Raw genomic sequence first — 23,553 nt, 5'->3', positions numbered from 1 at the left:
CACGACCAATGAAGCATATTTCCAGGATTCTTGCTGCGGCGGCGGTGTCGCTGGCGACGGCTCTCCCGGCCTATGCCGAGACGACGCTGACGGTTCACTACCCGATGCCCGGCTTCTTCAAGAACGTGATGGACACGATCTCGAAGAAGTTCATGGAGGAAAATCCCGACATCAAGATCCAGTTCGCCAGCCCGTCGGCGACCTATGAAGAAGGCATCCAGACCATTCTTCGCCAGGCCGGCACCGACGAGATGCCCGACATCACCTTCATCGGCCTCAACCGCCTGCGCATGCTCAATGAGCGCGACGTTGCCGTCGATCTCGGCCCGCTGGTCAAGAAGGAAGGCAATATGGCGGAGCTCGGCTTCTCCGACACGATCCTGAAGCTGGCGCAGGTCAACGGCAAGCAGGTTGGCCTCGCCTTCGCCACCTCCAACCCGATCATGTACTACAACGCCGACCTGGTGAAAGCGGCCGGCGGCGACCCGACAATCCGCCCAAGACCTGGGATGAGGTCATCGCGCTCGGCGGCAAGATCAAGGCGCTCGGCAACGGCGTCGACGGCATCGACTTCCGCTGGCAGGGCGACGACTGGATGTTCTCGGCGCTTTTGTTCGGCGCCGGCGGCAAGATGCTGAACGAGGACGAAAGCAAGGTCGCCTTCAACGGACCGGAAGGCGAGAAAGCGGTCGAGATCCTCGAGCGGATGGTGAAGGAGGGCGGCATGCCGGTCTTCACCAAGCCGGCGGGCGAGCAGGCTTTCGCGGCCGGCAAGGTCGGCTTCGAATTCCAGACCACGGGTGCGCTGGTCAACACGATCAAGAATGTCGGCGACAAGTTCACGCTGCGCACCGCCAAGATCCCGCTGATCGATCCGGTCAACGGCCATCTGCCGACCGGCGGCAATGCCGTGGTCATCCTGACCAAGGACGCGGCCAAGCAGGAGGCGGCCTGGAAGTTCGCGAAATTCGCGGCCGGCCCCTATGGCGCTTCGGTCGTCGTGCCGGGCACCGGCTATGTTCCCAACAACGAGCTCGCGGCAAAATCTCCCGACTATCTCGGCGATTTCTACAAGAAGAACCCGCTGTTCCAGGCCGGTCTCAGCCAGATGCCGCTGATGGTTCCGTGGTATGCCTTCCCGGGCACCAACGGGGTCAAGGTAACGCAGACCATCGTCGACAATCTGTCGCGTATCGTCGACCAGTCGGCCTCGCCCAAGGAAGCGCTCAATGACGCAGCCAGCGATGTCGAGGGCATGCTGCCGACGCAGTAACGGCGTCTCATTGCGGGTCTTCCCTTCTCCCCTTGTGGGAGAAGGTGTCGCCGAAGGCGACGGATGAGGGGTGCTCCAGAAAGCACCAACGCCTCACTCCGCTGGAACACCCCTCAACCGTCTCGGCGCTGCGCGCCGATCCACCTTCTCCCACAAGGGGAGAAGGGAAAAGAGCGCTACATCGGCCTGTAGACCCGCTCCGCCGTGTTCCAGAAGATATCGGCCTCGGCGGCCGCGCCGTGCTTTGCCACCGCATTGCGGTGCGCCTTGATCAGTTCGGCGTGGCTGGTCCAGAGCTTCTCGATCGGGAAGTTCGAGCCGAACATCAGATGGTTCGAGCCCAGGATGTCGATCGCGTTGTCGACGATATAGGCGATCAGAGCCGGATCGTTGCGGTGGACGAAGGTGCCGAGACCGGAGAGCTTGGCGTAGAAATTGGGCGCTGCCGACAGCGTGCGCAGTCCGGCCTTCCAGGCTTCGGTGGCTTCCGGTTCCATGCCGGTCAGCATGCCGGCATGGGTGAGGATGAAATTGGTTTGCGGGTTCTCGCCGACCAGCGTCAGCCCATCCTTCATCTGGGCGGGGAAGAGCTGCAGGTCGAAGGACAGGCCATAGTCCTTCAACCTGGCGACATTGGCGCGCACCTTGGGGTCGATGACCTGATCCGCCGAGGCGGCGAAGCGGAAGGCCGGCGTTTCGTGCCAGTGCAACTGCATGCGCACCCCGCGCAGCAGTGGATATCTTTTCAGCCTGTCGATCTGCGGCCTGAAATCGTCGACCGTCATGTCGGCATAGCCGACGATGGCATGCGGCCAGCCGGTCTCGTCAGCCGTCTTCTGCAGGAAGGCGACTTCCTTCTCGAAATCCTCCTTGGCCCAGTTGGTCTGGACATAGACGGCCTTCTCGACGCCGGCGTCCTTCTGGTCTTCGAGGAATTCCCCAATCGGATAGTCGCGGCGGATCGGTTCGTAGGGACCGAAGATGCGCGGCACCATCGGCCCGACCAGCCAGGGCTGGTCCTTCTGGCGCCAGATGTGGAAATGCGCGTCGATGGCTTTCTGCATCACGATACCCTTTTCCAGATTGTCGATGCCGCGGGGGCAGGGCGGGCGAGCGACAGGATGAAATCGGTGAGGCCGGCGAGCGAGGAGCCGTCGACCAGATCGTCGAGGTCAGGCAGGATGGCGCGAAGCGCCGCGGTGGCCGGCCGGAAGCGTGGATCGCCAGCCAGAGGTGTGGCGAGCGACAGCCGGAAGGCGCGTGCGCTAAGCCGGCGCATCGCAATCTCCAACTCGGCATGATCGCCGCGCTCGAGAGCGTCGGACAGGATGACCACCGCGGCACCGCGCGCGAAGGCGGAAAATCGCGGAACGGAGAGGAAGGCGAGCAGTGTCGGTCCCATGCGGGTGCCGCCGTCCCAGTCGTCGACCTGTGCGGCTGCGTGGGCCAGTGCCTGGTCGCGGTCGCGGATGCGCAGCGCGGAGGTGATGCGGGTCAGCCGTGTGCCGAAGGTGAAGATCTCTGCGCGGTCGGCACCTTGCACGGCGGCATGCGCCAGCCGGAGGTAATTGGCCGTGTGCAGCTTCATCGAACCGGAGACGTCGATCAAGAGCAGCAGCTTGCGCGGCACGGTTTGGCGCCGGCGCAGCAACGGCGACGGGACGTCGCCATCGGCGCTGACGATTTCGCGCAGCGAGCGGCGCAAATCGAGCTTGCCGCGCGAAGGGGTGCGCACGGTGCGGAAGGAGCGGCGGGCGGGCAAGGCCGACGAAAGCTTGCGGCGAAAGGCGGTCAGCCTGTCGTCCCCGCGCTGGAAATCGCGGGTGCTCAATTGCTCCAGGGCGGAGGATAGCTCGCCGCCTTCCTGGCTGTGCTCGGCTTCGATGCGCTCGTCGTCGGTGCCGCCATCATCCTTGATGCGGGTTTCCTCATCGGCGTCGCCTGCGACCACGGCTGAAGTGTTGCCGTAGAAATGGCTCTGGAAATGCGCTTCGAATTCGCCGCGGCGGTCGGGCGGCGGTGCGAGCGTTGCGAGCGCGGCCTCGCGGATGTCGGCCATGGAGCGGGGGCCGAGCAGTGTTACCGCTTGCATGAAGCAGGAGACTTGTTCGGGGGCGATGGCGAAGGCGTGGCGGCGCAACAGCCTGGCAAAACCCAGGAACGGCGCGGCGGCCGGAGGTAGGCTCTCCTCGCCCCGTTTACGGGGAGAGGATGCCGGCAGGCAGGTGAGGGGCGGCGCCACCTTCTGCCCATGATGGCGCTGCCCCTCATCCGCCCCTTCGGGGCACCTTCTCCCCGTAAACGGGGAGAAGGGGTCATTGACGTCCCGGCTCACGCCAGCGCCTCCTCGACAATCCGGCCAAGCTCCGGCGCGATGTAGGACAAGTCCTCCTCGTCCTTGATCAGCACACCGATGGCGCGGCGGAAGGCTTCCGGCCACGGGCTGCCGCCTTTTTCGAGGATGGTCGCGGCATTGGCCCATTCGACCGCTTCGGCGATGCCGGGCGGCTTGGCCAGCGGGCGGGCGCGGATGGTCTGCACGGCTGCCGCCACGGCGCGCGCGGTGGCCTGCGCCACATCGCCAGCGCGCAGCATGATGATGGCGGCCTCGCGCTCGGCATCGGGATAGCCGATCCAGTGGTAGACGCAGCGCCGGCGCAGGGCCTCGGCGAGCTCGCGGGTGCGGTTCGAGGTCAGGATGACGATCGGCTGTGCGGCGGCGCGGATGGTGCCGCGCTCGGGAATGCTGATCTGGAAATCGGACAGGAACTCCAGAAGCAGCGCCTCGAATTCATGGTCGGAACGGTCGATCTCGTCGACCAGCAGCACCCGCTGCTCCGGTGCCTTCAGCACCTGCAGCAGCGGCCGGGCGATGAGAAAACGGTCGTCGTAGATGTCGATTTCATGCTCGCCGGCATGACGGATGGCGAGCAACTGGCGCTGGTAGTTCCATTCGTAGAGCGCATGCGCGGCATCGATGCCTTCGTAGCATTGCAACCGCACCAGATCGCGGCCGAGGAGTTCGGCGATCGCCTTGGCCGCTTCCGTCTTGCCGACGCCCGGCGCGCCTTCGAGCAGCAGCGGCTTGCCGAGCCGTATCGCCAGGAAGATGGCGGTCGCCAGGCTGTCATCGGCCAGATAGCGCGAGGCGGCGAGATGCTGCGCCACCGCCTCGGGCGAGGTCGCGACAGTCTCTGCATTCACTCCAGGCATCTCGTCTCTCAGTTCGCCGCTTGCGCCTTGAGCGCGCGCAGGATGCGCTCGGGCGTGATCGGCAGCGTGTCGATGCGCACGCCGACCGCGTCGAAGACGGCGTTGGCGACCGCCGGTATTTGCGGGTTGGCGCACATTTCGCCTGGGCCCTTGGCACCGTAGGGGCCATCAGCCGATGGCCGCTCCAGGACGATGATCTCGGTCTCGGCGAGATCGCCCGGACCCGGCATCAGATATTGGTTGAAGTCGGTGCCGCCATGGTCGCGGTTGGGGTAGTAGGGCTCTGTGGTCTCGTAGAGCGCATGGCTGATGCCCATCCACGAGCCGCCGACCAGTTGCTGCTCGACCATTTTCGGGTTCAGGGCGCGGCCGATCTCGAATACGTTCTTGATCGTCAGCACGGTGACCTCGCCGGTCTCGTCATCGACCTCGACTTCGGCCACGGTGCAGGCATGCGCGTAGCAGGTCGACGGCTTCATCGCGCCGGTTTCCTTCTCGGGATAGGAGCGCGGGATCAGGAACATGCCGCGGCCTGATATGGAGCGGCCGCGCTTGAAATGCGCCGACAGCGCGACATCGAAGATCGAGATCGATTTTTGCGGCGCGCCCTTGACCAGAATGTTGCCCTGGCCATCGGTCTCGAGGTCGGATGCGTTGACCTCCAGCTCTTCCGCCGCCACTTCCAGCATCACCTGGCGCGCTTCCCTGGCGGCCTGGATGACGGCGTTGCCGGCGCGGTGGGTGCCGCGCGAGGCGAAGGTGCCCATGCAGTGTGGACCTGTGTCGGTGTCGGCGGTGTCGACGACGACGCGGTCGGTAGGCACGCCGATCGTCTCGGCGCAGATCTGCGCCATGATCTGCTTCATGCCCTGGCCGAGATCGACCGAGGACAGCGTCACCATGAAATTGCCGGTCGGCGTCGAATGCACCAGGGCCTGGGTCGGATCGCCGCCGAGATTCATGCCGGTGGGATAGTTGATCGCGGCAACGCCGCGTCCACGCCGGATCGCCATATCAGGCTCCCTTCTTGTAGGAGGACATCGCCATATACTTTTCCGCCACCGGCCAGTTGGCGGCGCGCGAGGCTTCCTGCATGCATTCGATCAGTGCTGCCCCTTCCGTTGGCTGGCGATGCGCCTTCATGTCGCCGTCGCGATAGGCGTTGATGAAGCGGAATTCGAGCGGATCCATGCCGATCAGCCGCGCCAGCTTGTCCATCTGCACCTCCAGCGCGAAATCGCTGATGGTGACGCCGAAGCCGCGCATGGCCGAGGACGGCGTGCGGTTGGTGTAGACGCAGTAGGTGTCGATCCAGACATTGGGGATGGTGTAGGGGCCGGGATAGTGCCCGGCGCCCTTCTGCGCGCCATAGGGCGAGTGGCGCGAATAGGCGCCGGCATCGGTGTAGCCGGTGACTTTTCGGGCGACGATGCGGCCATCCTTCATCACGCCGTCCTTGATGACCACCTTTTCGGCGGCGCGGGGCGAAGAGATCTGCATCTCCTCCTCGCGGCTGTAGATGAAGGACACCGGGCGGCCGGTGAGCTTGGCGCCGAGAATGGCGATCGGCTCGACGATGACGTCGACCTTGCCGCCAAAGCCGCCGCCCACCGTGCCGCCGACGAAATGCAGCTTGCTGCCCGGCATCTGCAGGATGATCGAGGTGTTGTCGAGGGTGAAGAACATCGCCTGCGTGTTGGTGTAGCAGGTGAAGCGGTCATTGCCCTCGGGTGCCACCACGCAGCCGGTGGTCTCGGTCGGCGCATGCTCGATCGGCGAGGACTGATAGCTCTGTTCGAGGATGTGGTCAGCGCCGGCAAAGCCCGCCTCGACATCACCAAAACGCACCTTGCGGCACTCGCCGCTGTCATAGAGATAATAGTTCTGGCCGTGATATTCGTTGACCAAAGGCGCGCCGGGTTTCAGCGCTTCCTCCATGTCGAAGACGGCCGGCAGCACTTCATAGTCGACTTTGACCTTGGCGGCGGCCTCTTGCGCGGCGCGCTCGGTTTCGGCCAGCACCGCCACCACGGCCTCGCCCTTCCAGCGCACCTTGCCGTCGGCCAGCACCGTCTCGTCCTCCGGTCCAATCTGGATCAGGATCAGGATGGTGTAGACATTGTGCGGCACGTCCTTGGCCGTCAGCACCTTGACCACCCCCGGATGCTTCTCGGCCTCCGACGTGTCGATGGAGCGGATGCGGGCATGGTGGTGCGGGCTGCGCACCATCTTCAGGTGCAGCATGCCGGGAAAGTTGCGGTCGGCGAAAAAGGCTGTTTTGCCGGTGACATGGCCGGGCGAGTCCGAGCGGGGCCGGGGCTGGCCGACCTCGTGCAGATCGTCCTTGCGGACATCGGCGAAGTAGTTCTTGCGCAGTTCCATGTTGCTTCCCCCTCAGGCCGCGTTCTGCGAATTGGCGCGGGCGGCTAGCAGCACCGCCTGGATGATCGGCTCGTAGCCGGTGCAGCGGCAGATGTTGCCCGACAGCGCCTCGACAACTTCATCGCGGCTCGGGTTGGGCGTGTGGTCGAGCAGCACCTTGGCCGCCATGATCATGCCCGGCGTGCAGAAGCCGCATTGCGTGGCGAATGTGTCGAGGAAGGCGCGCTGCAGCGGATGCAGCACGCCACTTTCCGACAGTCCCGACGTCGTGGTGATTGTTGTCCCGTTGCAAGTTTCAGCCAGCGTCAGGCAGGACAAGCGGAGCTCACCGTCGATGATGACGGAGCAGGCGCCGCAAGTGCCCTGGTGGCAGCCACCTTTCGGCGAGGTGTCGCCGATCTTGTCGCGCAGAGCGTTGAGCAGCGTCGTGCCGCTGTCGATGAATTCGGCTTTTTCCGAGCCGTTGAGCGTGAACTGGACCGGGACCTTCGCCATGTTTCCTCCCTTGCGCGCCTGTCCGACGGATCGGACAGACGCGCGCCCCCAACGGGTGATTTCAGGTCAGCAGCAGCCGGCCGAGATGGACCGGCAGGACTTCAGCGCGGTACCAGGCGCTGGCGATCGGATCGGTGATGGGCGCGATGCCTTCGGTGGCGGCGGCCAGCGCCGGTGCGATGCCGTCCCGGTCAAGCGTCTTTCCCTCGATCGCCTTTTCCGCCGCCCTGGCCCGTATCGGCCGGTCAGCCATGCAGCCAAGCGCGATCCGCGCCGAAGACACGGTGCCATCGGCCGCCCGCTCCAGAACGGCGGCGATGCTGAGCATCGAGACGCCCTTGGGCTTGACCCGCGACACTTTCAGGAAGCGGAAGCCGTCAGCCTTCGGCAGCGTGAAGCTGACGGACGTGACGATGACGCGGCTGCCGTCCCGCTTGGCCAGAAAAGTCTCGATGGGTAGTTCGCCATCATCGGTGCTGATCGTGGCGTCGAGCGCCAGCAAGGCCACGGCGAAATCGCCATAGGGTGCGGGCGCGAACAGATTGCCGCCGACGGTCGCCATGTTGCGGATCGCCGGGCCGCCGACAGCGCGTGCGGCCTTGGCGAGCGCGCCGAGGTCGGGAAGACGGGCGATGGCCGCCATCGTCACCGAAGCGCCGATGCGGACCTTGCCGCCGGCGACCGCGATGGCCGACAAAGCCGGGTCGGTCGACCTGACAAGGCTGGAGACCGAGACATCGCCTTCATTGGCCGCGCGGATAACCAGCGTGCCGCCGCCGAGATAGCGGGTGCCGGCCGCCTTCAGCGCCGAATTGGCGTCCTTCACGGTCGGGAATGTCTGGAGGGCAAGCGCCATGGAACGCTCCTATTCTGAAGCCCGATTCAGCTCTGGCCGGCAAAATGGCTCTTCAGGGCGTTGAAGCCGCCCTGGAAGACATTGGCGCCCATGCCGGCGGCGATCTTGTCGGCTTCTTCGGGTGCCGCATCGAAGCTGGCGGTCCATTCGGCATAGGTGCGGTCGCCGTCGGTGACGCGGCGCAATTGCAGCGTCGCCTTGTGGTTGGTCAACGGCTGCGGCGTTTCCAGGATGGAATAGCTGACGAGGAAATTGTCATCGGAGAAGTCGAGCAGTTTTTCGCGCAGCCGCGCGCCGGTGATCAGCTCGAAATTGCGCACGCAGCCGATCGTCGCGGCGTCCTTGCCGTCCTCGATATGGCTTTCGACCATGCGCGGATGCCAGCCCGGCAGGCCGTTGAAGTCGCGTATGCGCGCCCAGACCTTTTCGACCGGCGCGTCGATGACGCTGGAGATGGTGACGTTTGCCATAGGACGTTCCCTTGCGAATGATCGTTGCGGCAAGGGTAGGGCGCCGGTCACGGCGGCGCTTATCAAAGCGTCTTGTGGGCGTATCAAGGAGTCTGAAAAAGCGGGCCCGGCGGGCCGGCTCAGGCATTCGCCCGCGCGGCTTCGCGGTAGAGCGTCGGCGGCACGCCGACATGGTCGCGGAAGAAACGCGAGAAATTGCCCTGCGTGGTGAAGCCGAGATTGCAGGCGACCGAAATCAGCGGCTCCTGCGACCATTGCAACTGCCGCACCGCTTCCTCCATGCGCAGCGTGTTCCAGTAGACGTTGGGCGTCAGATTGGTCTGTTCCTTGAACAGCGCGAAGAAATGCGGCCGCGACAGGCCGACGCTGCGCGCCACGTCGTCGAAGGAGATGCGCTCACAGACATTGGCCTTCATCAGCTGGATCGCCTTGCGGACGCGGAAATCCTGCATGGTGTTGATGCGGGTGCGGGCTTCCTGCGGCGCCGAGGCATCGGCGGCATCGAGCACCGAATCGATAAAGCGCTCGATCTCGTAATTGGCGACATCATCGACGCTTTCATTGTCTGTCAGATGGTCGAGCAGGCTGGCGGCGGCCTGGTGCAGCCACGGCTCTAGCGTGATCGCGGCCTGGGCAAACAGTGGCGCGGAAGAGGGCAGGTCGCGGCGGCGGCGCGCCCAGTCGGGATCGATGTAGAAGGCAAGGAACAGGCCCGGCCTGCCGTTTTGCGACAGGACGTGGCTGTGCGGCTGGAAGGAGTTGATGCCGGCGGCGGTGCATGGTCCAAGCCGGACCGTCTCGCGGCCGATGGTCATCTCGCCGGCGGTGCCTTCGAGCCAGATGATCAGATGTGCCTCGACATGGGCATGGGTGACGAAGTCGCTTGCGACATTCAGGACAGAAACATGTCCGAACCGGCCCCAGTAGAGCCTGATCGCGTCCGTCATGGGTATATCCTCCCGCAGACGACTGGCCTCCCTTCGCCTGCATCGAGGATTGTGCGGCCGGTTTCCAGTTTCCGTCAAGACATCGGCTGTTGGCCGGTAGCCATGGCGGACCGCTTCTGCCGATTTTCAGACTGAGCGATAGGCACCGGAACGAATAGCGCTTCGGTGCAAACCCGATCAGTCGCTGCGCCTGAAATTGCGAATGCGATCGAACAGCACCGCCAGCAGGATGGCGCCGCCGATGAACACGCCCTGCCAGAAGGCGTTGATGCCAAGCAGGCCAAGGCTGTTGCGGATCACCTCGATGAGGGCCGCGCCGACAATGGCGCCGAAGGCGGTGCCGACGCCGCCGGCGAGATTCGCGCCGCCGATGACGGTGGCGGCGATGACCTGCAGCTCCATGCCCGTGCCGAGATTGGTGGTGACGGCGCCCAGCCAGCCGGTCTGGATGATGCCGGCAATGCCGGCCGACAGCGCCGAGATCATGTAGACGGCGACCTTGATCTGCTTCACCGGAACACCGGTCAGGGTGGCGGCGTGCTCATTGCCGCCAATGGCGAAGATGTGCCGGCCGAATTTGGTCCAGCGCAGGATGAAGCCGGTGATCAGCGCCAGCAGGATCATGTAGAGCACGGGATTGGCGATACCGAACACCCAGGCGCCGCCGCCGAGCGCCAGCAACTTGTCGTGATCCGGCCCGAACTGGAAGACGACCGTGTTGTTGGAGGCGACCATGGCCAGGCTGCGGGCAATCGACAGCATGCCTAGCGTCACCACGAAGGGCGGGAAGCCGAGATAGGCGATCAGAACGCCGTTGAAGGCGCCGATGGCGAGCGCGGTGGCGATCGAGGCCAGGATGCCGATTTCGATCGAGTAGCCGGCATGCATGGTAACGGCCAGCACCATGGACGACAGGCACAGAACCGAGCCGACCGACAGGTCGATGCCGCCGGTGATGATGACGAAGGTCATGCCGAGCGCGATGATGGCAACAAAGGTGATGTTGCGGGTGATGTTGTAGAGGTTCTTCGACGTTGCGAAGGCGTCGGTGGCGAACGACAGGAAAATGCAGGCGAGGATGACGGCTATCACCACCCAGAAGGTCTGGGTGGAGAACAGCCGCGACAGGAAACTGTGCTGCTTCTGTGCGATCGTCTGGTCAAGGGTGACTGCCATTATCGACCTTTCCTGCCGGCTGCGATACGCGCCAGCCTGGTGAAATTAGCCGCGCTTACGAGACCTGCTCGATGGCGCCAGTGATGAGCCCGGTGACTTCCTCGGGCGAGCTCGAGGCGATTGCCTTGTCGGCGACCTTGCGTCCGCGCCGCATGACGATGACGCGGTCGGCGACGTCGAACACGTCGGGCATGCGGTGGCTGATCAGCACAACCGCGATGCCCTGGTCGCGCAGATGGCGGATCAGGTTGAGCACTTCGGCGACCTGCCTGACCGAGATCGCCGCCGTCGGTTCGTCCATCAGCACGATCTTGGCCTGCGACAGCATAGTCCGCGCGATCGCAACCGCCTGGCGCTGGCCGCCCGACATCTGCTTGACGAGATCGCGCGGGCGGGTCTCGGATTTCAATTCGGCAAAGAGCTGGCCGGCGCGCTTGTACATCGCGGCATAGTCGAGGATGCGGAACGGGCCGACGCCGCGCCGCAGCTCGCGGCCGAGATAGACATTGGCGGCGGCCGTCAGATTGTTGCAGAGCGCAAGATCCTGGTGGACGATCTCGATGCCGTGCTGGCGGGCTTCCGACGGCTTGTTCAGGATCAATTCCTTGCCATCCATGCGCATGGTGCCATGGCTCGCGTGGAAATTACCGGCGATCATCTTGACCAGCGTCGACTTGCCCGCGCCATTGTCGCCCATCAGGCCGACGACCTGGCCGGGTTCGATCGACAGCGACACGTCGTTGACCGCCTGGATGGCGCCAAAATGCTTCGAGATATTGGTGAGTTCGAGAACCGCCACCAGCCTATAGCCTCCCCATGCCTTGCTGCCTGCCTGTTCCAGGTCGCAGCTCTAATATCGTGCTCCCCATTCCTCCCGGAAGCAACGTTGAGCGGCATTTACGCGAATGCTCGCGCATGCGTCAATTGTCGAAATAGGCTATTTGTCAGACGAATAGTGACATGCGGTTCCGAAAAATCCGTTTTGTAGGACAAATAGCAATTGACGTTGGCGCCGCGCCGTTATTAGTTGATGGTCGGAGAAAGATACCTGGTCCCAAGCCGTCGTTGCAGCGGGACCGGCGGGAGGTCATCGGCCGTTCCGGCTCGTTGCCGGTCCGGTCGCATCTGAAAATGCTTATCGGCCATGCCTGGCGGCACGAGCGTTGGCTCTGCCATTTCGCATCAGGTCGATTTGTGTGGCGGGCACGCCGTGCCCGTCTGTTTCCAAGGGAGGACTGACATGAGGAAAACAGTATTGCTCGCCGCCGTCGCCGCCATGGCGCTGGGCGCCGGGCCGGCTTTGGCCAAGAAGCAGCTCGTCATCGTGGTGAAAGGTCTCGACAATCCATTCTTCGAAGCCATCCATCAGGGCTGCGAGAAATGGAACAAGGAAAACGCCAGCTCGGAATATGAGTGCTTCTACACCGGTCCGGCGTCGACTTCCGACGAGGCCGGCGAGGCACAGATCGTCCAGGATATGCTGAGCAAGGCCGACACGGTGGCGATGGCGATTTCACCGTCCAACGCGCCGCTGATCGCGCAGACGATCAAGACCGCCAATCCGACGATCCCGATCATGACCGTCGACGCCGACCTCAGCAAGGAAGATGCAGCACTTCGCAAAACCTATCTCGGCACCGACAACTATCTGATGGGTCACAAGATCGGCGAGTATATCAAGAAGGGCAAGCCGAATGGCGGCACGATCTGCACCATCGAGGGCAATCCCGCAGCCGACAACATCCTGCGCCGTGCCCAGGGCATGCGCGACGCACTGTCGGGCAAGGAAGGCCTCGCTGCACTTGCCGGCGAAGGCGGCTGGACGGAAGTTGCCGGCTGTCCGGTGTTCACCAATGATGACGGTGCCAAGGGCGTGCAGGCGATGACCGACATCCTCGCCGCCAATCCCAAGCTCGATGCCTTCGGCATCATGGGCGGCTGGCCGCTGTTCGGCGCGCCGCAGCCCTATCGCGATCTGTTCGGGCCGCTCAAGGACCGGATAGCCAAGAACGACTTCGTCATCGGCGCCGCCGACACGATCGGCGACGAAGTGGCGATCGCCAAGGATGGCCTTGTCACCGCGCTGGTTGGCCAGCGGCCCTTCGAAATGGGCTACAAGGCGCCTTCTGTGATGATCGATCTCATCAAGGGTACCAAGGTCGCCGATCCGGTGTTCACCGGCCTCGACGAATGCACCAAGGACACGGTCGACACCTGCATCCAGAAGTAAGCTTGATGATTTCGGGGCGCTCGGCAGCGGGCGCCCCGTCCCTTTGAATTCCTGGACAAGACGCTGTGGCGAGGGGCAACAGGCTCCGGCCTTGACGCGTCCGTGGTTGGATTTCGGCAACGGGATCGGCGCCGTGCAGCTCCGGATCAATCCGGGTGACGGACGGCCGACCTACTGGAACGTGAATGCCGGACGAGAAGGCAAAGAAACAAGCCAGCCGGGCCAAGGCGCAAGCCAACCGCGATCCGGGGGTAGTGCGCAGGGCGGATGCGGTACACTTTCCCGGATCCAGCGTTCATGCTTCGCTCGCCAGCGAGATTGGTCTGCGGATCGTGCGCGGCGACTATCCGCCCGGCAGCATCCTGCCCAACGAGGCCAAATGGGCCGAAACCTTCAATGTCAGCCGCTCGGCGGTGCGCGAGGCGATGAAGATGCTGATGGCCAAGAGCCTTTTGGCGTCACGCCCCAAGATCGGCAGCTGGGTCGAGCCGAAGGAGCGCTGGAACCTGCTCGACCGCGACGTGCTGGCCTGGTACGCGACCGCGCCCGACCGCGAAGCCTTCCTGCGCACCGTGCAGGAATTCCGCCACATCATCGAACCGGAAGCCTCCGCCTTTGCCGCCATGCGGCGCAGCGACGAGCAGATGGCCGAGATCAGCCTCGCCTGCCGCGAGATGGGCGAGGCGGCGAACCTGCCGGAACGCATCCGCGCCGACACCCGCTTTCACCTCGCCATCCTGCGGGCCTCGGGCAACGACCTTTTGGTGCCGCTCGGCGTGCTGATCGAGTCGGCACTCGACCATCTCTTCGTCTTCACGACACGCCAGGTCGGCGACCAGAACCGGGCGCAGAAGCTGCACGAGGCGATCGAGAAGAACATCCGCCTGCAAAGGCCGGCGGCCGCGCGCAACGCCGTGCACAAGCTGCTCGCCGATACCGATGAGGGGATCGGAAGCCGGCGGCGGTAAGCCGTCCGGCCGCCAGAGCAATTCCAGGAGAAGTGTGAAACGCTTCTCTTGGGAATTGCGTCAAAACAAAGAGTTTGAGCCTTAAATCGTCTGCTTCTTGCCATCCTTGGTCGGCATCAGGTCGACGCCGTTAACCTTGGCGATATGCGTTGCCAGCATCGGTACGAACTGCTCGGCCGGACCGGTGGCATGGGCGCCGGCGAAGGAATTCTTGGTGGCGTTGCCGAGCGGGTTGGCGATGCCGGCGGCACCCGCCATGGATTCCAGATAGGTCAAGTCCTTGAAAGCGTTGGCGATGGTGAATTTATGGGCGTCGCGGTCGCCTTCCAGCGTCCAGCGCATGAAGGTCTGGTAGAAGCCGCAATCCATGCGGCCGTTGCGGATGACACTGTCGAAACGCGGCGGCGAGATGCCGACCTTTTCGGCCAAAGCCAAGGCCTCGGAATAGATAGCGGCGTAGCCGAGCGAGATGAAATTGTTGAGCAGTTTCATGCGGTGGCCGTCGCCGGTGTCGCCGATATGGACGATGCGGCCGGCCCACGTTTCGATCACCGGCTTGACCCTGGCGAAGAGGGCGTCTGGCGCGCCGACCATGGCGTCGAGCGTGCCTTCCCAGGCCTCCTTCGGCGTACGGCTCAGCGGCGCGTCGACATAGTCGATGCCCAGCGCCTTGAGTTCGGCCGCAAGCGCCACGGTCGAGACCGGATCCGAGGTCGAGCAGTCGACGACGACCGAGCCTTTTTTCAAGCCTTCCTTGAGGCCGCCGGGGCCACGAATGATCGCCTCCACTTCGCGCGAGCCGGTGACGCAGATGAAGACGATGTCGGACGCTGCCGCGACATCGCGCGAGGTGGCGGCCTCCTTGGCGCCGCGGCCAAGGAGATCCTCCGCGGGTTTGCGGTTCTTGCGGCCAAGGAATGTCAGCGGATAGCCCTTGTCGACGATATTCTTGGCGATGCCATGCCCCATCAGGCCAAGGCCGATGAAGCCGATCTTTTCGCGCGCGGTGGTGGTGTTCATGTCGTCGTCCTATCCCGGATTATCGATAATTGCACTGGCGTTTTAGCCATATGCGGTTGCAGAAAGCAATATTGTCTGACAATAGACGGTTATTCCAGAGCCTGTTGTGGAGACCAGAATGACGAAGCGGATCATGTTCACCGGCGGCAGCGGCAAGGCTGGGCGTCACGTCGTGCAATATCTTGTCGAGCAGGGCTGCCAGGTGCTCAACATCGACACCAAGCCGCTCGACAATCCCAAGGTGCGCACGCTGATCACCGACATCACCGACAGCGGGCAGGTGTTCAACGCGCTGTCAAGCTATATGGGCCTGCATGAGTTCGATCCGTCGCTGCGCCCGCAGCCGGTGGATGCGGTGGTGCATTTCGCCGCCATCCCGCGCATCATGATCACGCCTGACAATGAGGTGTTCCGCATCAATGCGATGGGCACCTACAACGTTATCGAGGCCGCGGTGAAGCTCGGCATCCCCAAGGTGATCGTCGCCTCGAGCGAGACGACCTACGGACTGGTGTTCGCCAACGAACCGCGCGACCCCAAATATTTCCCGCTCGACGAGGAGTATGACGTCGACCCGATGGACAGCTATGCGCTGTCGAAGATCGTCAACGAGAAGACCGCGCGCGCCTTCGCGCAACGCAACGGCACCGACATCTACGCGCTTCGCATCGGCAATGTCATCGAGCCGCATGAGTATTCGCTGTTTCCGAAATGGTTCGCCGATCCCGGTTTCCGCAAGCGCATCGCCTGGAGCTATGTCGACGCGCGCGACCTCGGCCAGATCACGCTGCGCGCCGTTGAAAAGGATGGGCTCGGCTACCAGGTGTTCAACGCCGCCAATGACGACACCTCGTCCGACCTGCCGACGGCCGAACTCCTGAAGCGGTTTTATCCCAACGTGCCGGTCAAGGCCGAACTCGGCGAATACGAGACGCTGCTGTCGAACCGCAAGGCGCGCGACATGCTCGGCTTCCGCCCGGAGCACAGCTGGCGCAAATATGTAAAAACCGCCTGAGCAAGCGGCTAAATGAGGCTGGCTTGTGCATAGCGGCGCGCTTTGCGGCCCAACCGCCCCGTGGTGCTTGACAGCTTCCGCAAACCGGCCTTTCTGAAGCGTATGCGGGACGCAAAGCCGAACAAGGAAAAACCGCCGAAGAAGCCGGCATCCGGCGAGCGCCAGGCTGGCGTTCGTCGACCCGACGCCGCACGCATTCCCGGCGCCAGCGTGCACACCTCGCTGGCCAGCGAAATTGGCCTGCGGATCGTGCGCGGCGACTATCCGCCCGGCACCATCCTGCCCAATGAGGCGAAATGGTCGGAAACCTTCAGCGTCAGCCGCTCGGCGGTGCGCGAAGCAATCAAGATGCTGATGGCCAAGAGCCTTTTGGCTTCACGTCCCAAGATCGGCAGCTGGGTCGAGCCAAAGGAGCGCTGGAACCTGCTCGACCGCGACGTGCTCGCCTGGTACGCGACGTCGCCCGACCGCGAGGTGTTCCTGAAGACGGTGCAGGAGTTCCGCCACATCATCGAACCGGAAGCGACCGCCTTCGCCGCCCTGCGGCGGACCGACGAGCAGATGGCCGAGATCAGCCAGGCTTGCCGCGAGATGGGGGAGGCGGCCAGCCTGCAGGAGCGCACGCGCGCCGACACGCGCTTCCACCTCGCCATCCTGCGGGCCTCCGGCAACGATCTTCTGGTGCCGCTCGGCGTGCTGATCGAATCCGCTTTCGACCACCTGTTCGCCTTTACGACGCGGGCGGTCGACGACCTCAATCATGCGCAGAAGCTGCATGAGGCGATCGAGAAGAACATCCGGCTGCAGCGCCCGGACGCCGCGCGCGCCGCGGTGCGGAAATTGCTGGCCAACACCGACCACGTGATCAAGTCGCGCTAGACAGCTGATCAGCCAGCAGCACGATTGCTCTGGCTATTGGCGCGCAAATCCCGGCGGAAGGTCATTGCACATACTTCGGGTCTGGAGCCACGGATTTGCCGGCTGTGGCGTTGCTGCGCGCTCAGAATGCGCCGATATTGGCGCAAACGGCGGCCGGTTTTCGTAGCCGCCGACAGGAAAACGCCTTTGACCCGACCCGATTTGAGCCGGCCGAGCTCCGGCATCGACAGCTCCTATGCCTGGACGCGGCTCGCCATCTCGATGGTGCTGGCGACGATCGGGGCGGTCGGCATGTGGGCCGTCGTCGTGGTGCTGCCCGCCGTGCAGGCGGAATTCGGCGTCGACCGCGCCGCGGCATCCATGCCTTACACGGCGACCATGGTAGGCTTCGCCGCCGGCAATGTTCTGGTCGGCCGCGCCATCGATCGCATGGGCTATTGGATCCCGGCGCTGATCTCCTCGGTGGCGCTCTCGGCGGGCCTGCTGCTTGCCGCGTTGTCGACCTCGATCCTGCAATTCACCCTTGCCCAGGGGGTGCTGATCGGTGTCGGCACGTCGGTGATCTTCGGGCCGCTGATCGCCGACATCTCGCACTGGTTCAACCGCCGGCGCGGCGTCGCCGTCACGGCGGCGGCCGCCGGCAATTACCTCGCCGGGGCGCTCTGGCCGACCATCATGCCGACGCTGATCAAGGCGGAAGGCTGGCGCTTCACCTATGCCGCGATCGGCATCTTCTGCCTGGTCACCATGGTGCCGCTGGTGTTGATGTTGCGGCGCGGCGCGCCGGAGGCCGCGGCCGCCGGCTCGCCGGGAAGCCGGTCGGTGCAGCCTATTCCCATGTCGCCGGCGGCGTTACAGGTGCTGCTGGTCATCGCCGGGCTCGGCTGCTGCGTGGCGATGTCGATGCCGCAGGTGCACATCGTCGCCTATTGCATGGATCTGGGCTACGGCATGGCGCATGGCGCCGACATGCTGTCGATCATGATGGCGGCGGGTGTCGTCAGCCGGCTTGCCTCGGGCTTCATCGCTGATCGCATCGGCGGCGCGAAAACCCTGGTCATCGGCTCGGTGCTGCAATGCCTGTCGGTGCTGTTTTACATCCCGTTTGACGGGCTCGCCTCGCTCTATGTCGTGTCGCTGGTCTTCGGCCTGTCGCAAGGCGGCATCGTGCCTTGCTACGCGATCATCGTGCGCGAGTATCTGCCCGCCAAGGAAGCCGGCCAGCGCATCGGCATCGTCATGATGGCAACGATCTTCGGCATGGCGATAGGTGGCTGGATGTCGGGCTGGATCTACGACCTGACCGGTTCCTATGCCGCTGCCTTCCTCAACGGTATCGCGTGGAATTTGCTGAACATACTGGCTGTCGGGCTGTTCATGTGGAAGGCAAGGCACCGGGCCGTCGTGGCAGCCTGAGACACCTCGGCTTGACAATAGGCAGGCACTGCGCGACCCCAGAGGCCATGGGGTGCGGCAACGGGCCGGTGAGATGGCGAAAGCTCAGATAATCGTATTGCCGACGCGCTTCGGCGGCCACGCGCAGGGGCGGTGGCCTTGATCAAGCCGCGCTCGCGCCGGGGCGGCGGCCGCCCGACCATAGCGGACGTCGCGCGCAAGGCCGGCGTCGGCGCCATCACTGTCTCGCGCGCGCTGCGCGAGCCGGAGCGCGTCAGCCAGGATTTGCGCCGCCAGATCCAGGCCGCCGTCGATGAGCTCGGCTATGTGCCGGACCCCAATGCGCGGGCGCTGGCCTCGGCGCGTGCCGAGGTGTTCGGCGTGCTGGTGCCTTCGCTCACCAACAATGTCTTCGCCGAGGTGGTGCGCGGCATCTATGACAGCCTGTCGGACAGCCCGTTCCGCATCCAGCTCGGCAACACGCACTATTCCGGCCTCGAGGAAGAGCGGCTCTTACAGGTGTTCGGCTCGCAGCGGCCGGCAGCGCTGATCGTCGCCGGCATCGACCAGACGCCAACCTCGCGAAAACTGCTGGAGAATGCCGGTTGCCCGGTGGTGCAGGTGATGGAGACCGGGCCCGATCCCGTCGACATGCTGGTCGGCTTCTCGCATTTCGACGGCGGCAGGACGGCGACCGAACATCTGATCGAGGCGGGCTACCGGCGGATCGGCTTCATCGGCGCGCGCATGGATCCGCGCTCGCAGCGGCGCCTTGCCGGCTACCGCGCGGCGATGGAGAAAGCCGGCCTGTTCGACCCGCGCCTGGTCACCACCACGCCGGTCCTGTCCAGCGTGCCGCTCGGCCGCGAATTGTTCCGCGACGCGCTGGCCAAAATGCCGACGCTCGACGGCGTGTTCTGCAACAATGACGACATCGCGCTCGGCGTGCTGTTCGAATGCCATCGGGCCTCGATCGACGTGCCGAAGACGATCGGCATCGTCGGTTTCAACGACCTCGACATGATGCAGGTGGCCTTTCCCTCGATCACCAGCATCCGCACCTACCGCTACGAAATCGGCCGGCGCGCGGTCGCCATGGCGCTGGCGGCGATCGCCGGCGACAGGCCGGAACAGCGGATCGTCGACCTCGGCTTCGAGCTCAAGCGCCGCGAGAGCACAGCCCGCTGAACACGCCTTCGAGAAGGCTTGTAAATGGCGCTTTACACAACGTCATGGTAGCGCTACCATTTTCGCGGCGCGGGTATCGCCATTTATGCGCTAGGTCTGTTTATTATACATAAGCAACAGCTCAAGCTTGTTTATTATGGATAATATGATAGATTTCACCCGGCTGAAGGGGAGCGGCAAGGGGAGGGATCGCGGAGGTCTTCGGCACCTGGCAGACGTGACTGGGCAAGGCGGAGGAGCCGCCCAGAAACGCGGAAATTCCACAAAACTGAACCGACAATCAGAACTGCAATCGGGAGGACTATCGATGATCAAGTCACTTGTTGGTGGCATCGTTGCCGCCACTGCATTCGTCATGTTGAGCTCGTCGGCGATTGCCGCAGGCCCTGAAATTGTCAAGGGCCCGGCTGCCGAGCCGGATTGCTTCGCACCCTGGGCCGCGGACACGCTGTTCTTCAAGTTCCCCAAGAAGGCGGGCCCATACCGCATTGCGCTCGCCAACGGCTACATCGCCAACACCTGGCGTATCCAGATGGTGCAGACCGCGAAGGCCTATGCGGCGCAGAAGGATGTCGCGGCGAAGCTGAAGGAATTCAAGGTCGTCTCGACCGGCGAAGACGTGCCGGCGCAGATTTCGGCGATCAACAACTTCATTGATTCCGGCTATGATGCCATCGTCGTCAACGCGCAGAACCCGACCGCCTTCGGGCCGGTGATCAAGCGCGCCAAGGAAGCCGGCGTCGTGCTGGTTGCCTTCGACAACATTCTCGACACCAAGGACGCCATCAACGTCAATGTCGACCAGAAGGGTCTTGGCGAGCTGTGGGGTAAGTGGCTGGTCACCCATGTGCCGAATGGCGGCAAGGTGCTCGAGGTGCGCGGCGTTGCCGGCACATCGGTCGACACAGACCGCCACAACGGCATCCACGAAGTTCTCGATGCGTCCGGCAAGAAATGGGCGGTCACCGAGGTCGTCGGCAAGTGGGACGACGGGGTTGCGCAAAAGGCTTCGGCCGATGCGATCGCCACCAACGGCCCCTTCGACGGCGTCACCGGACAAGGCGGTGACACCGGCATCGTGCAGGCGATGATCGATGCCAAGCATCCGTTCGTGCCATTCGGCGGCGAGACCGAGAACGGCTTCCGCAAGTTCTGCGCGGCCCACGCGGCCGATGGGTTGAAATGCTCGTCAGCCGGTACCGGCCCGGCGCAGGTGGCGGTTGCCATCAAGACGGCGATCGCAGCGCTTGAAGGCAATGTCGTCCCGCAGTCGGTCAAGCTGCCGCTGGCGATCGTCGAGGATCCGAACTTCAAGGCCGGTCAGGATTTCTTCCCCGACCAGTCCGACAATTTCTTCGTCGGTAATTCCTTCCCGACCTGCGGCATCAATTTCACCGCGCAGGAAATCATGGGGCAGACCAAGGCGGACCAGTAGGCTGCACTCCCGGCGCCGTGGGATCCCCCACGGCGCCGGCCACTCGATATCTCTGGTCGTCAAAGTGCCTCGGGAGGGCCTATGGACGCTGCGGTTCCGCTCTTCCAGATGGAAGGCATATCCAAGCGCTACGGTGGCGTGCGGGCGCTGGAAAAGGCGGAGCTTGTCGTCACGTCCGGCAGCATTCACGCCATCCTTGGCGAAAACGGCGCCGGCAAATCGACGCTGATCAAGGTGATGGCGGGCGTCGTCGCGGCCGACGAAGGCCGCATGATGCTGGATGGCCGCGAGGTGACCTTCGCTTCGCCGGCTGCCTCCAACAAGGCAGGCATCGTCTGCATCTTCCAGGAACTGTCGCTGGTTCCCGAACTCAGCGTCGCCGATAACATCGTCATATCAGACCCGCCCAAACGCTTCGGCATGATCGACCGCAAGGCGCAGCGCCGCATCGCGGAGGAAGCGCTTGCCCGCGCGGGCGCGGGCGACATCCACCCGCTGGCGTTGGTCAAGGACTTGCCCTTGTCGCGCCGGCAGATGGTTGAGATCGCCAAGGCGCTGGCCAGAAAGCCGCGTATCCTTATTCTCGACGAGGCGACGTCCGCGCTCACCGCGGCGGATGTCTCGAACATTTTTGGTGTGCTGAAGCGGTTGCGCAGGGAAGGACTGGCACTGCTCTACATCTCGCATCGCATGAACGAGATCGCCGAGCTTGCCGATCAGTGCACGGTGTTCCGCAACGGCCGCAACGTCGCCAGCTACAAGGCCGGCTCGAAGAGCGACAATGAGGTGGTCGAGCTGATGATCGGCCGCGAATACAGCCACATCTTCCCGCCCAAGCCGGCGGCCGTGCCAGCGACAGCCGCACCCAGGCTTGAAGCCCGCAAGCTCTCGTGGACCGACCGGCTGGACAACATCTCGCTGACCGTCAGGGCGGGCGAGGTGGTCGGCCTCGGCGGTCTCGACGGCCAGGGACAGCGCGAATTGCTGCTCGCTTTCTTCGGCGTGCTGCGCGGCCTTTCCGGCGAGGTGCTGATCGATGGCAAGCCGGTGACGATCAGCAGTCCCTCTAAGGCGCGGCATGATGACATCGGCATGGCGCTGATCCCGGAGGACCGCAAGACCGAAGGGTTGATGCTGCCGATGACGGTGCGCGAAAACCTGTCCTTCGCCGCGCTCGACCGGCTGTCCAAAGGCGGCATCATCGACCGCGCCGCCGAACAGCGGCTGATCGACGACATGGTCGGCCTGCTGGCCATCAAGACGGCGGGTCTCGACATTCCGGTCGGCGCACTGTCGGGCGGCAACCAGCAGAAGGTGGTGATCGCCAAATGGCTGATGCGCCAGCCGCGCATCATCTTGCTCAACGATCCGACGCGCGGCATCGATGTCGGCACCAAGCAGGAACTCTACCAACTGATGCGCAAGCTGGCGGATGCCGGTGCGGCGATCCTGTTCTATTCAACCGACTATGACGAGTTGATCGGTTGCTGCGACCGCGTGCTGGTGCTCTATGACGGCGCCGTCAAGCGCGAGCTGGTCGGCACCGAGATCACCGAGCGGGCGCTGATATCAAGCGCGCTCAACATCCATGGCGAGGAGAGCCCGGTGGGCCTGGGAGCAGACGCGTGAAGGATTGGCGCTATTGGCTGGCCGAGCAGCGCGGAACGCTGCTGGCGCTCGGCATCTTCATCGTCATGTTCGTCATCTACACCTCGAACCATCCGGCCGGCTTCACCGCCAATGTGGTGCAAACGGCGGCGAACAAGGGCGTGCTGCTCGCCTTCGTCGCCATGGCACAGACGCTGGTGGTGATCACCGCCGGCATCGACCTGTCCGTCGGCATGATTTTTCTCCTCACCAACTGCCTGGCCTCCTGGCTGGTGGTGGGCACGCCGATGCAGACGACGCTCGGCGTCATCGCCGTGCTGGCGGTCGGTCTTCTCTGCGGCGCCATCAACGGCGCCATCGTCATCTACGGCCGGCTGCAGCCGATCGTCGCCACCATCGCCACCGGGGCCGTCTATTACGGCATCGGCCTTTTGCTGCGGCCCTTCCCGGGCGGTTCGGTCAATGAGGATCTGGCCGACGCGATGACCGGCCGCGTCTTCGATGTGGTGCCGGCGAGCCTCGTCGTGCTGCTCGCCATCGTGCTGGTGATCTGGGTGCCGTTCAGCCGCTCGGTGCTCGGCCGGGCTGCCTACGCGGCGGGGTCGTCGGAGACGGCGGCTTATATGTCGGGCGTTCCGATCAGGCGCGGCAAATTCGCCGCCTACACGCTGGCCGGGCTGCTGGCGGCGATCGGCGGGCTGTTCCTCACCTTCTTCACCTATACGGGCGACGCGGCCTATGCCAGCGGCAACGCCTACACGCTGTTTTCGATCGCCGCCGTGGTGCTGGGCGGTGTCTCGCTGTTTGGCGGCAAGGGCAGCGCCATCGGCGCCATCTTCGGCGCGCTCGCCTTCCGCACCATTGGCGACCTGCTGTTCGTGTTCGACTTCGATCCGCTCTGGCAGCCGCTGTTCCAGGGCGTTATCCTGCTGGTCGCGGTCAGCCTCGGCGCCTTCGCCCTGTTTCGGGTCCGCAACCGGCTGGAGTGGTTCCTGTGAGCGAA

General features: G+C 64.1%; 21 protein-coding genes and 1 pseudogene. 10 read left to right on the top strand and 12 right to left on the bottom strand.

All coding sequences use genetic code 11. The features are described from left to right. Positions 1 to 8 precede the first annotated feature (8 nt). Positions 9 to 1,273, top strand: a pseudogene (locus HB778_RS01855) (ABC transporter substrate-binding protein). A 176-nt stretch (positions 1,274 to 1,449) separates the two neighbouring features. On the opposite strand, the gene HB778_RS01850 reads toward HB778_RS01855, so the two are convergent. The 11 genes from HB778_RS01850 to HB778_RS01800 all read right to left on the bottom strand — a co-directional run bounded on the left by HB778_RS01850 (position 1,450) and on the right by HB778_RS01800 (position 11,611). Beyond that, positions 1,450 to 2,337: an amidohydrolase family protein gene (locus tag HB778_RS01850; protein WP_183464957.1), complete on the bottom strand. Its 888-nt coding sequence runs from the start codon at positions 2,335 to 2,337 to the stop codon at positions 1,450 to 1,452. Further along, on the bottom strand, positions 2,337 to 3,608 hold the full coding sequence (locus tag HB778_RS01845; RefSeq protein WP_244661761.1) for a vWA domain-containing protein: 1,272 nt from the start codon (positions 3,606 to 3,608) through the stop codon (positions 2,337 to 2,339). Before HB778_RS01845 ends, HB778_RS01850 begins: the two co-directional genes overlap by 1 nt. After that, on the bottom strand, positions 3,605 to 4,486 hold the full coding sequence (locus tag HB778_RS01840) for an AAA family ATPase (RefSeq protein WP_183461011.1): 882 nt from the start codon (positions 4,484 to 4,486) through the stop codon (positions 3,605 to 3,607). The genes HB778_RS01845 and HB778_RS01840 overlap by 4 nt, the downstream gene beginning before the upstream one ends. Positions 4,487 to 4,494: 8 nt before the next feature. Continuing rightward, entirely contained in the window at positions 4,495 to 5,499 is a 1,005-nt protein-coding gene (locus HB778_RS42725) for a xanthine dehydrogenase family protein molybdopterin-binding subunit (protein ID WP_183461009.1), read from the bottom strand. A 1-nt stretch (position 5,500) separates the two neighbouring features. Further along, entirely contained in the window at positions 5,501 to 6,868 is a 1,368-nt protein-coding gene (locus HB778_RS42720; protein WP_183461007.1) for a xanthine dehydrogenase family protein molybdopterin-binding subunit, read from the bottom strand. Positions 6,869 to 6,880: 12 nt separating this feature from the next. Next, on the bottom strand, positions 6,881 to 7,363 hold the full coding sequence (locus tag HB778_RS01825; RefSeq protein WP_183461005.1) for a (2Fe-2S)-binding protein: 483 nt from the start codon (positions 7,361 to 7,363) through the stop codon (positions 6,881 to 6,883). A 61-nt stretch (positions 7,364 to 7,424) separates the two neighbouring features. Further along, positions 7,425 to 8,219, bottom strand: coding sequence for an FAD binding domain-containing protein (locus HB778_RS01820; RefSeq protein WP_183461003.1), 795 nt, complete (start codon positions 8,217 to 8,219; stop codon positions 7,425 to 7,427). 26 nt (positions 8,220 to 8,245) lie between these two features. After that, the gene (locus HB778_RS01815) at positions 8,246 to 8,689 is read right to left on the bottom strand and encodes an SRPBCC family protein (RefSeq protein ID WP_183461001.1); all 444 of its coding nucleotides are present in this window, start codon (positions 8,687 to 8,689) and stop codon (positions 8,246 to 8,248) included. A gap of 119 nt (positions 8,690 to 8,808) precedes the next feature. Then, positions 8,809 to 9,636 (bottom strand): AraC family transcriptional regulator, encoded by an 828-nt coding sequence (locus HB778_RS01810; RefSeq protein ID WP_095202055.1) that lies wholly within the window; start codon positions 9,634 to 9,636, stop codon positions 8,809 to 8,811. Positions 9,637 to 9,813: 177 nt separating this feature from the next. Further along, positions 9,814 to 10,812, bottom strand: a complete 999-nt coding sequence (locus HB778_RS01805) for an ABC transporter permease (RefSeq protein WP_183460999.1) — start codon at positions 10,810 to 10,812, stop codon at positions 9,814 to 9,816. Positions 10,813 to 10,867: 55 nt separating this feature from the next. Further along, positions 10,868 to 11,611 carry an ATP-binding cassette domain-containing protein gene (locus HB778_RS01800; protein WP_183460997.1) on the bottom strand — a complete coding sequence of 248 codons (744 nt, stop codon included), beginning with the start codon at positions 11,609 to 11,611 and terminating at the stop codon, positions 10,868 to 10,870. 441 nt (positions 11,612 to 12,052) lie between these two features. Between HB778_RS01800 and HB778_RS01795 the strand changes: the two genes are divergently transcribed. Both HB778_RS01795 and HB778_RS01790 read left to right on the top strand, forming a co-directional pair. Further along, a complete protein-coding gene (locus HB778_RS01795) occupies positions 12,053 to 13,042 on the top strand; it encodes a sugar-binding protein (RefSeq protein ID WP_095202057.1) in 990 nt (329 codons plus the stop codon). A 185-nt stretch (positions 13,043 to 13,227) separates the two neighbouring features. Then, positions 13,228 to 14,010, top strand: coding sequence for a FadR/GntR family transcriptional regulator (locus tag HB778_RS01790; RefSeq protein WP_183460995.1), 783 nt, complete (start codon positions 13,228 to 13,230; stop codon positions 14,008 to 14,010). 81 nt (positions 14,011 to 14,091) lie between these two features. On the opposite strand, the gene HB778_RS01785 is transcribed toward HB778_RS01790, so the two are convergent. Next, positions 14,092 to 15,030 (bottom strand): NAD(P)-dependent oxidoreductase, encoded by a 939-nt coding sequence (locus HB778_RS01785; RefSeq protein ID WP_095202059.1) that lies wholly within the window; start codon positions 15,028 to 15,030, stop codon positions 14,092 to 14,094. Positions 15,031 to 15,148: 118 nt separating this feature from the next. Between HB778_RS01785 and HB778_RS01780 the strand changes: the two genes are divergently transcribed. From HB778_RS01780 to HB778_RS01750, 7 genes are all read left to right on the top strand, one after another. After that, the gene (locus tag HB778_RS01780) at positions 15,149 to 16,045 is read left to right on the top strand and encodes an NAD-dependent epimerase/dehydratase family protein (protein WP_183460992.1); all 897 of its coding nucleotides are present in this window, start codon (positions 15,149 to 15,151) and stop codon (positions 16,043 to 16,045) included. Positions 16,046 to 16,147: 102 nt separating this feature from the next. Beyond that, positions 16,148 to 16,924, top strand: a complete 777-nt coding sequence (locus HB778_RS01775) for a FadR/GntR family transcriptional regulator (RefSeq protein ID WP_183460990.1) — start codon at positions 16,148 to 16,150, stop codon at positions 16,922 to 16,924. 186 nt (positions 16,925 to 17,110) lie between these two features. Beyond that, positions 17,111 to 18,340, top strand: coding sequence for an MFS transporter (locus HB778_RS01770; RefSeq protein ID WP_183460988.1), 1,230 nt, complete (start codon positions 17,111 to 17,113; stop codon positions 18,338 to 18,340). Between the two features lie 138 nt (positions 18,341 to 18,478). Then, complete coding sequence (locus HB778_RS01765; protein ID WP_183460986.1) at positions 18,479 to 19,507, top strand: LacI family DNA-binding transcriptional regulator; 1,029 nt, start codon at positions 18,479 to 18,481, stop codon at positions 19,505 to 19,507. Between the two features lie 307 nt (positions 19,508 to 19,814). Then, the gene (locus HB778_RS01760) at positions 19,815 to 20,942 is read left to right on the top strand and encodes a sugar ABC transporter substrate-binding protein (protein WP_183460984.1); all 1,128 of its coding nucleotides are present in this window, start codon (positions 19,815 to 19,817) and stop codon (positions 20,940 to 20,942) included. 81 nt (positions 20,943 to 21,023) lie between these two features. After that, positions 21,024 to 22,571, top strand: a complete 1,548-nt coding sequence (locus tag HB778_RS01755) for a sugar ABC transporter ATP-binding protein (RefSeq protein WP_183460982.1) — start codon at positions 21,024 to 21,026, stop codon at positions 22,569 to 22,571. Continuing rightward, positions 22,568 to 23,548 (top strand): ABC transporter permease, encoded by a 981-nt coding sequence (locus HB778_RS01750; RefSeq protein ID WP_183460980.1) that lies wholly within the window; start codon positions 22,568 to 22,570, stop codon positions 23,546 to 23,548. Before HB778_RS01755 ends, HB778_RS01750 begins: the two co-directional genes overlap by 4 nt. Positions 23,549 to 23,553: the final 5 nt, after the last annotated feature.

The sequence above is a fragment of the Mesorhizobium huakuii genome (genome assembly GCF_014189455.1).
Classification (GTDB): Bacteria; Pseudomonadota; Alphaproteobacteria; order Rhizobiales; family Rhizobiaceae; genus Mesorhizobium; species Mesorhizobium huakuii_A.
The sequence above is the reverse complement of the archived record's forward strand: the minus strand, read 5'-3'. Positions and strand labels throughout refer to the sequence as shown.

Excerpts from the sequence above, each read along its gene's own strand:
- HB778_RS01850 (WP_183464957.1), bottom strand. The coding sequence starts at position 2,337 with ATGCAGAAAGCCATCGACGCGCATTTCCACATCTGGCGCCAGAAGGAC.
- HB778_RS01840 (WP_183461011.1), bottom strand. The coding sequence starts at position 4,486 with ATGCCTGGAGTGAATGCAGAGACTGTCGCGACCTCGCCCGAGGCGGTG.
- HB778_RS42725 (WP_183461009.1), bottom strand. The coding sequence starts at position 5,499 with ATGGCGATCCGGCGTGGACGCGGCGTTGCCGCGATCAACTATCCCACC.
- HB778_RS42720 (WP_183461007.1), bottom strand. The coding sequence starts at position 6,868 with ATGGAACTGCGCAAGAACTACTTCGCCGATGTCCGCAAGGACGATCTG.
- HB778_RS01825 (WP_183461005.1), bottom strand. The coding sequence starts at position 7,363 with ATGGCGAAGGTCCCGGTCCAGTTCACGCTCAACGGCTCGGAAAAAGCC.
- HB778_RS01820 (WP_183461003.1), bottom strand. The coding sequence starts at position 8,219 with ATGGCGCTTGCCCTCCAGACATTCCCGACCGTGAAGGACGCCAATTCG.
- HB778_RS01815 (WP_183461001.1), bottom strand. The coding sequence starts at position 8,689 with ATGGCAAACGTCACCATCTCCAGCGTCATCGACGCGCCGGTCGAAAAG.
- HB778_RS01810 (WP_095202055.1), bottom strand. The coding sequence starts at position 9,636 with ATGACGGACGCGATCAGGCTCTACTGGGGCCGGTTCGGACATGTTTCT.
- HB778_RS01805 (WP_183460999.1), bottom strand. The coding sequence starts at position 10,812 with ATGGCAGTCACCCTTGACCAGACGATCGCACAGAAGCAGCACAGTTTC.
- HB778_RS01795 (WP_095202057.1), top strand. The coding sequence starts at position 12,053 with ATGAGGAAAACAGTATTGCTCGCCGCCGTCGCCGCCATGGCGCTGGGC.
- HB778_RS01790 (WP_183460995.1), top strand. The coding sequence starts at position 13,228 with ATGCCGGACGAGAAGGCAAAGAAACAAGCCAGCCGGGCCAAGGCGCAA.
- HB778_RS01785 (WP_095202059.1), bottom strand. The coding sequence starts at position 15,030 with ATGAACACCACCACCGCGCGCGAAAAGATCGGCTTCATCGGCCTTGGC.
- HB778_RS01780 (WP_183460992.1), top strand. The coding sequence starts at position 15,149 with ATGACGAAGCGGATCATGTTCACCGGCGGCAGCGGCAAGGCTGGGCGT.
- HB778_RS01775 (WP_183460990.1), top strand. The coding sequence starts at position 16,148 with ATGCGGGACGCAAAGCCGAACAAGGAAAAACCGCCGAAGAAGCCGGCA.
- HB778_RS01760 (WP_183460984.1), top strand. The coding sequence starts at position 19,815 with ATGATCAAGTCACTTGTTGGTGGCATCGTTGCCGCCACTGCATTCGTC.
- HB778_RS01755 (WP_183460982.1), top strand. The coding sequence starts at position 21,024 with ATGGACGCTGCGGTTCCGCTCTTCCAGATGGAAGGCATATCCAAGCGC.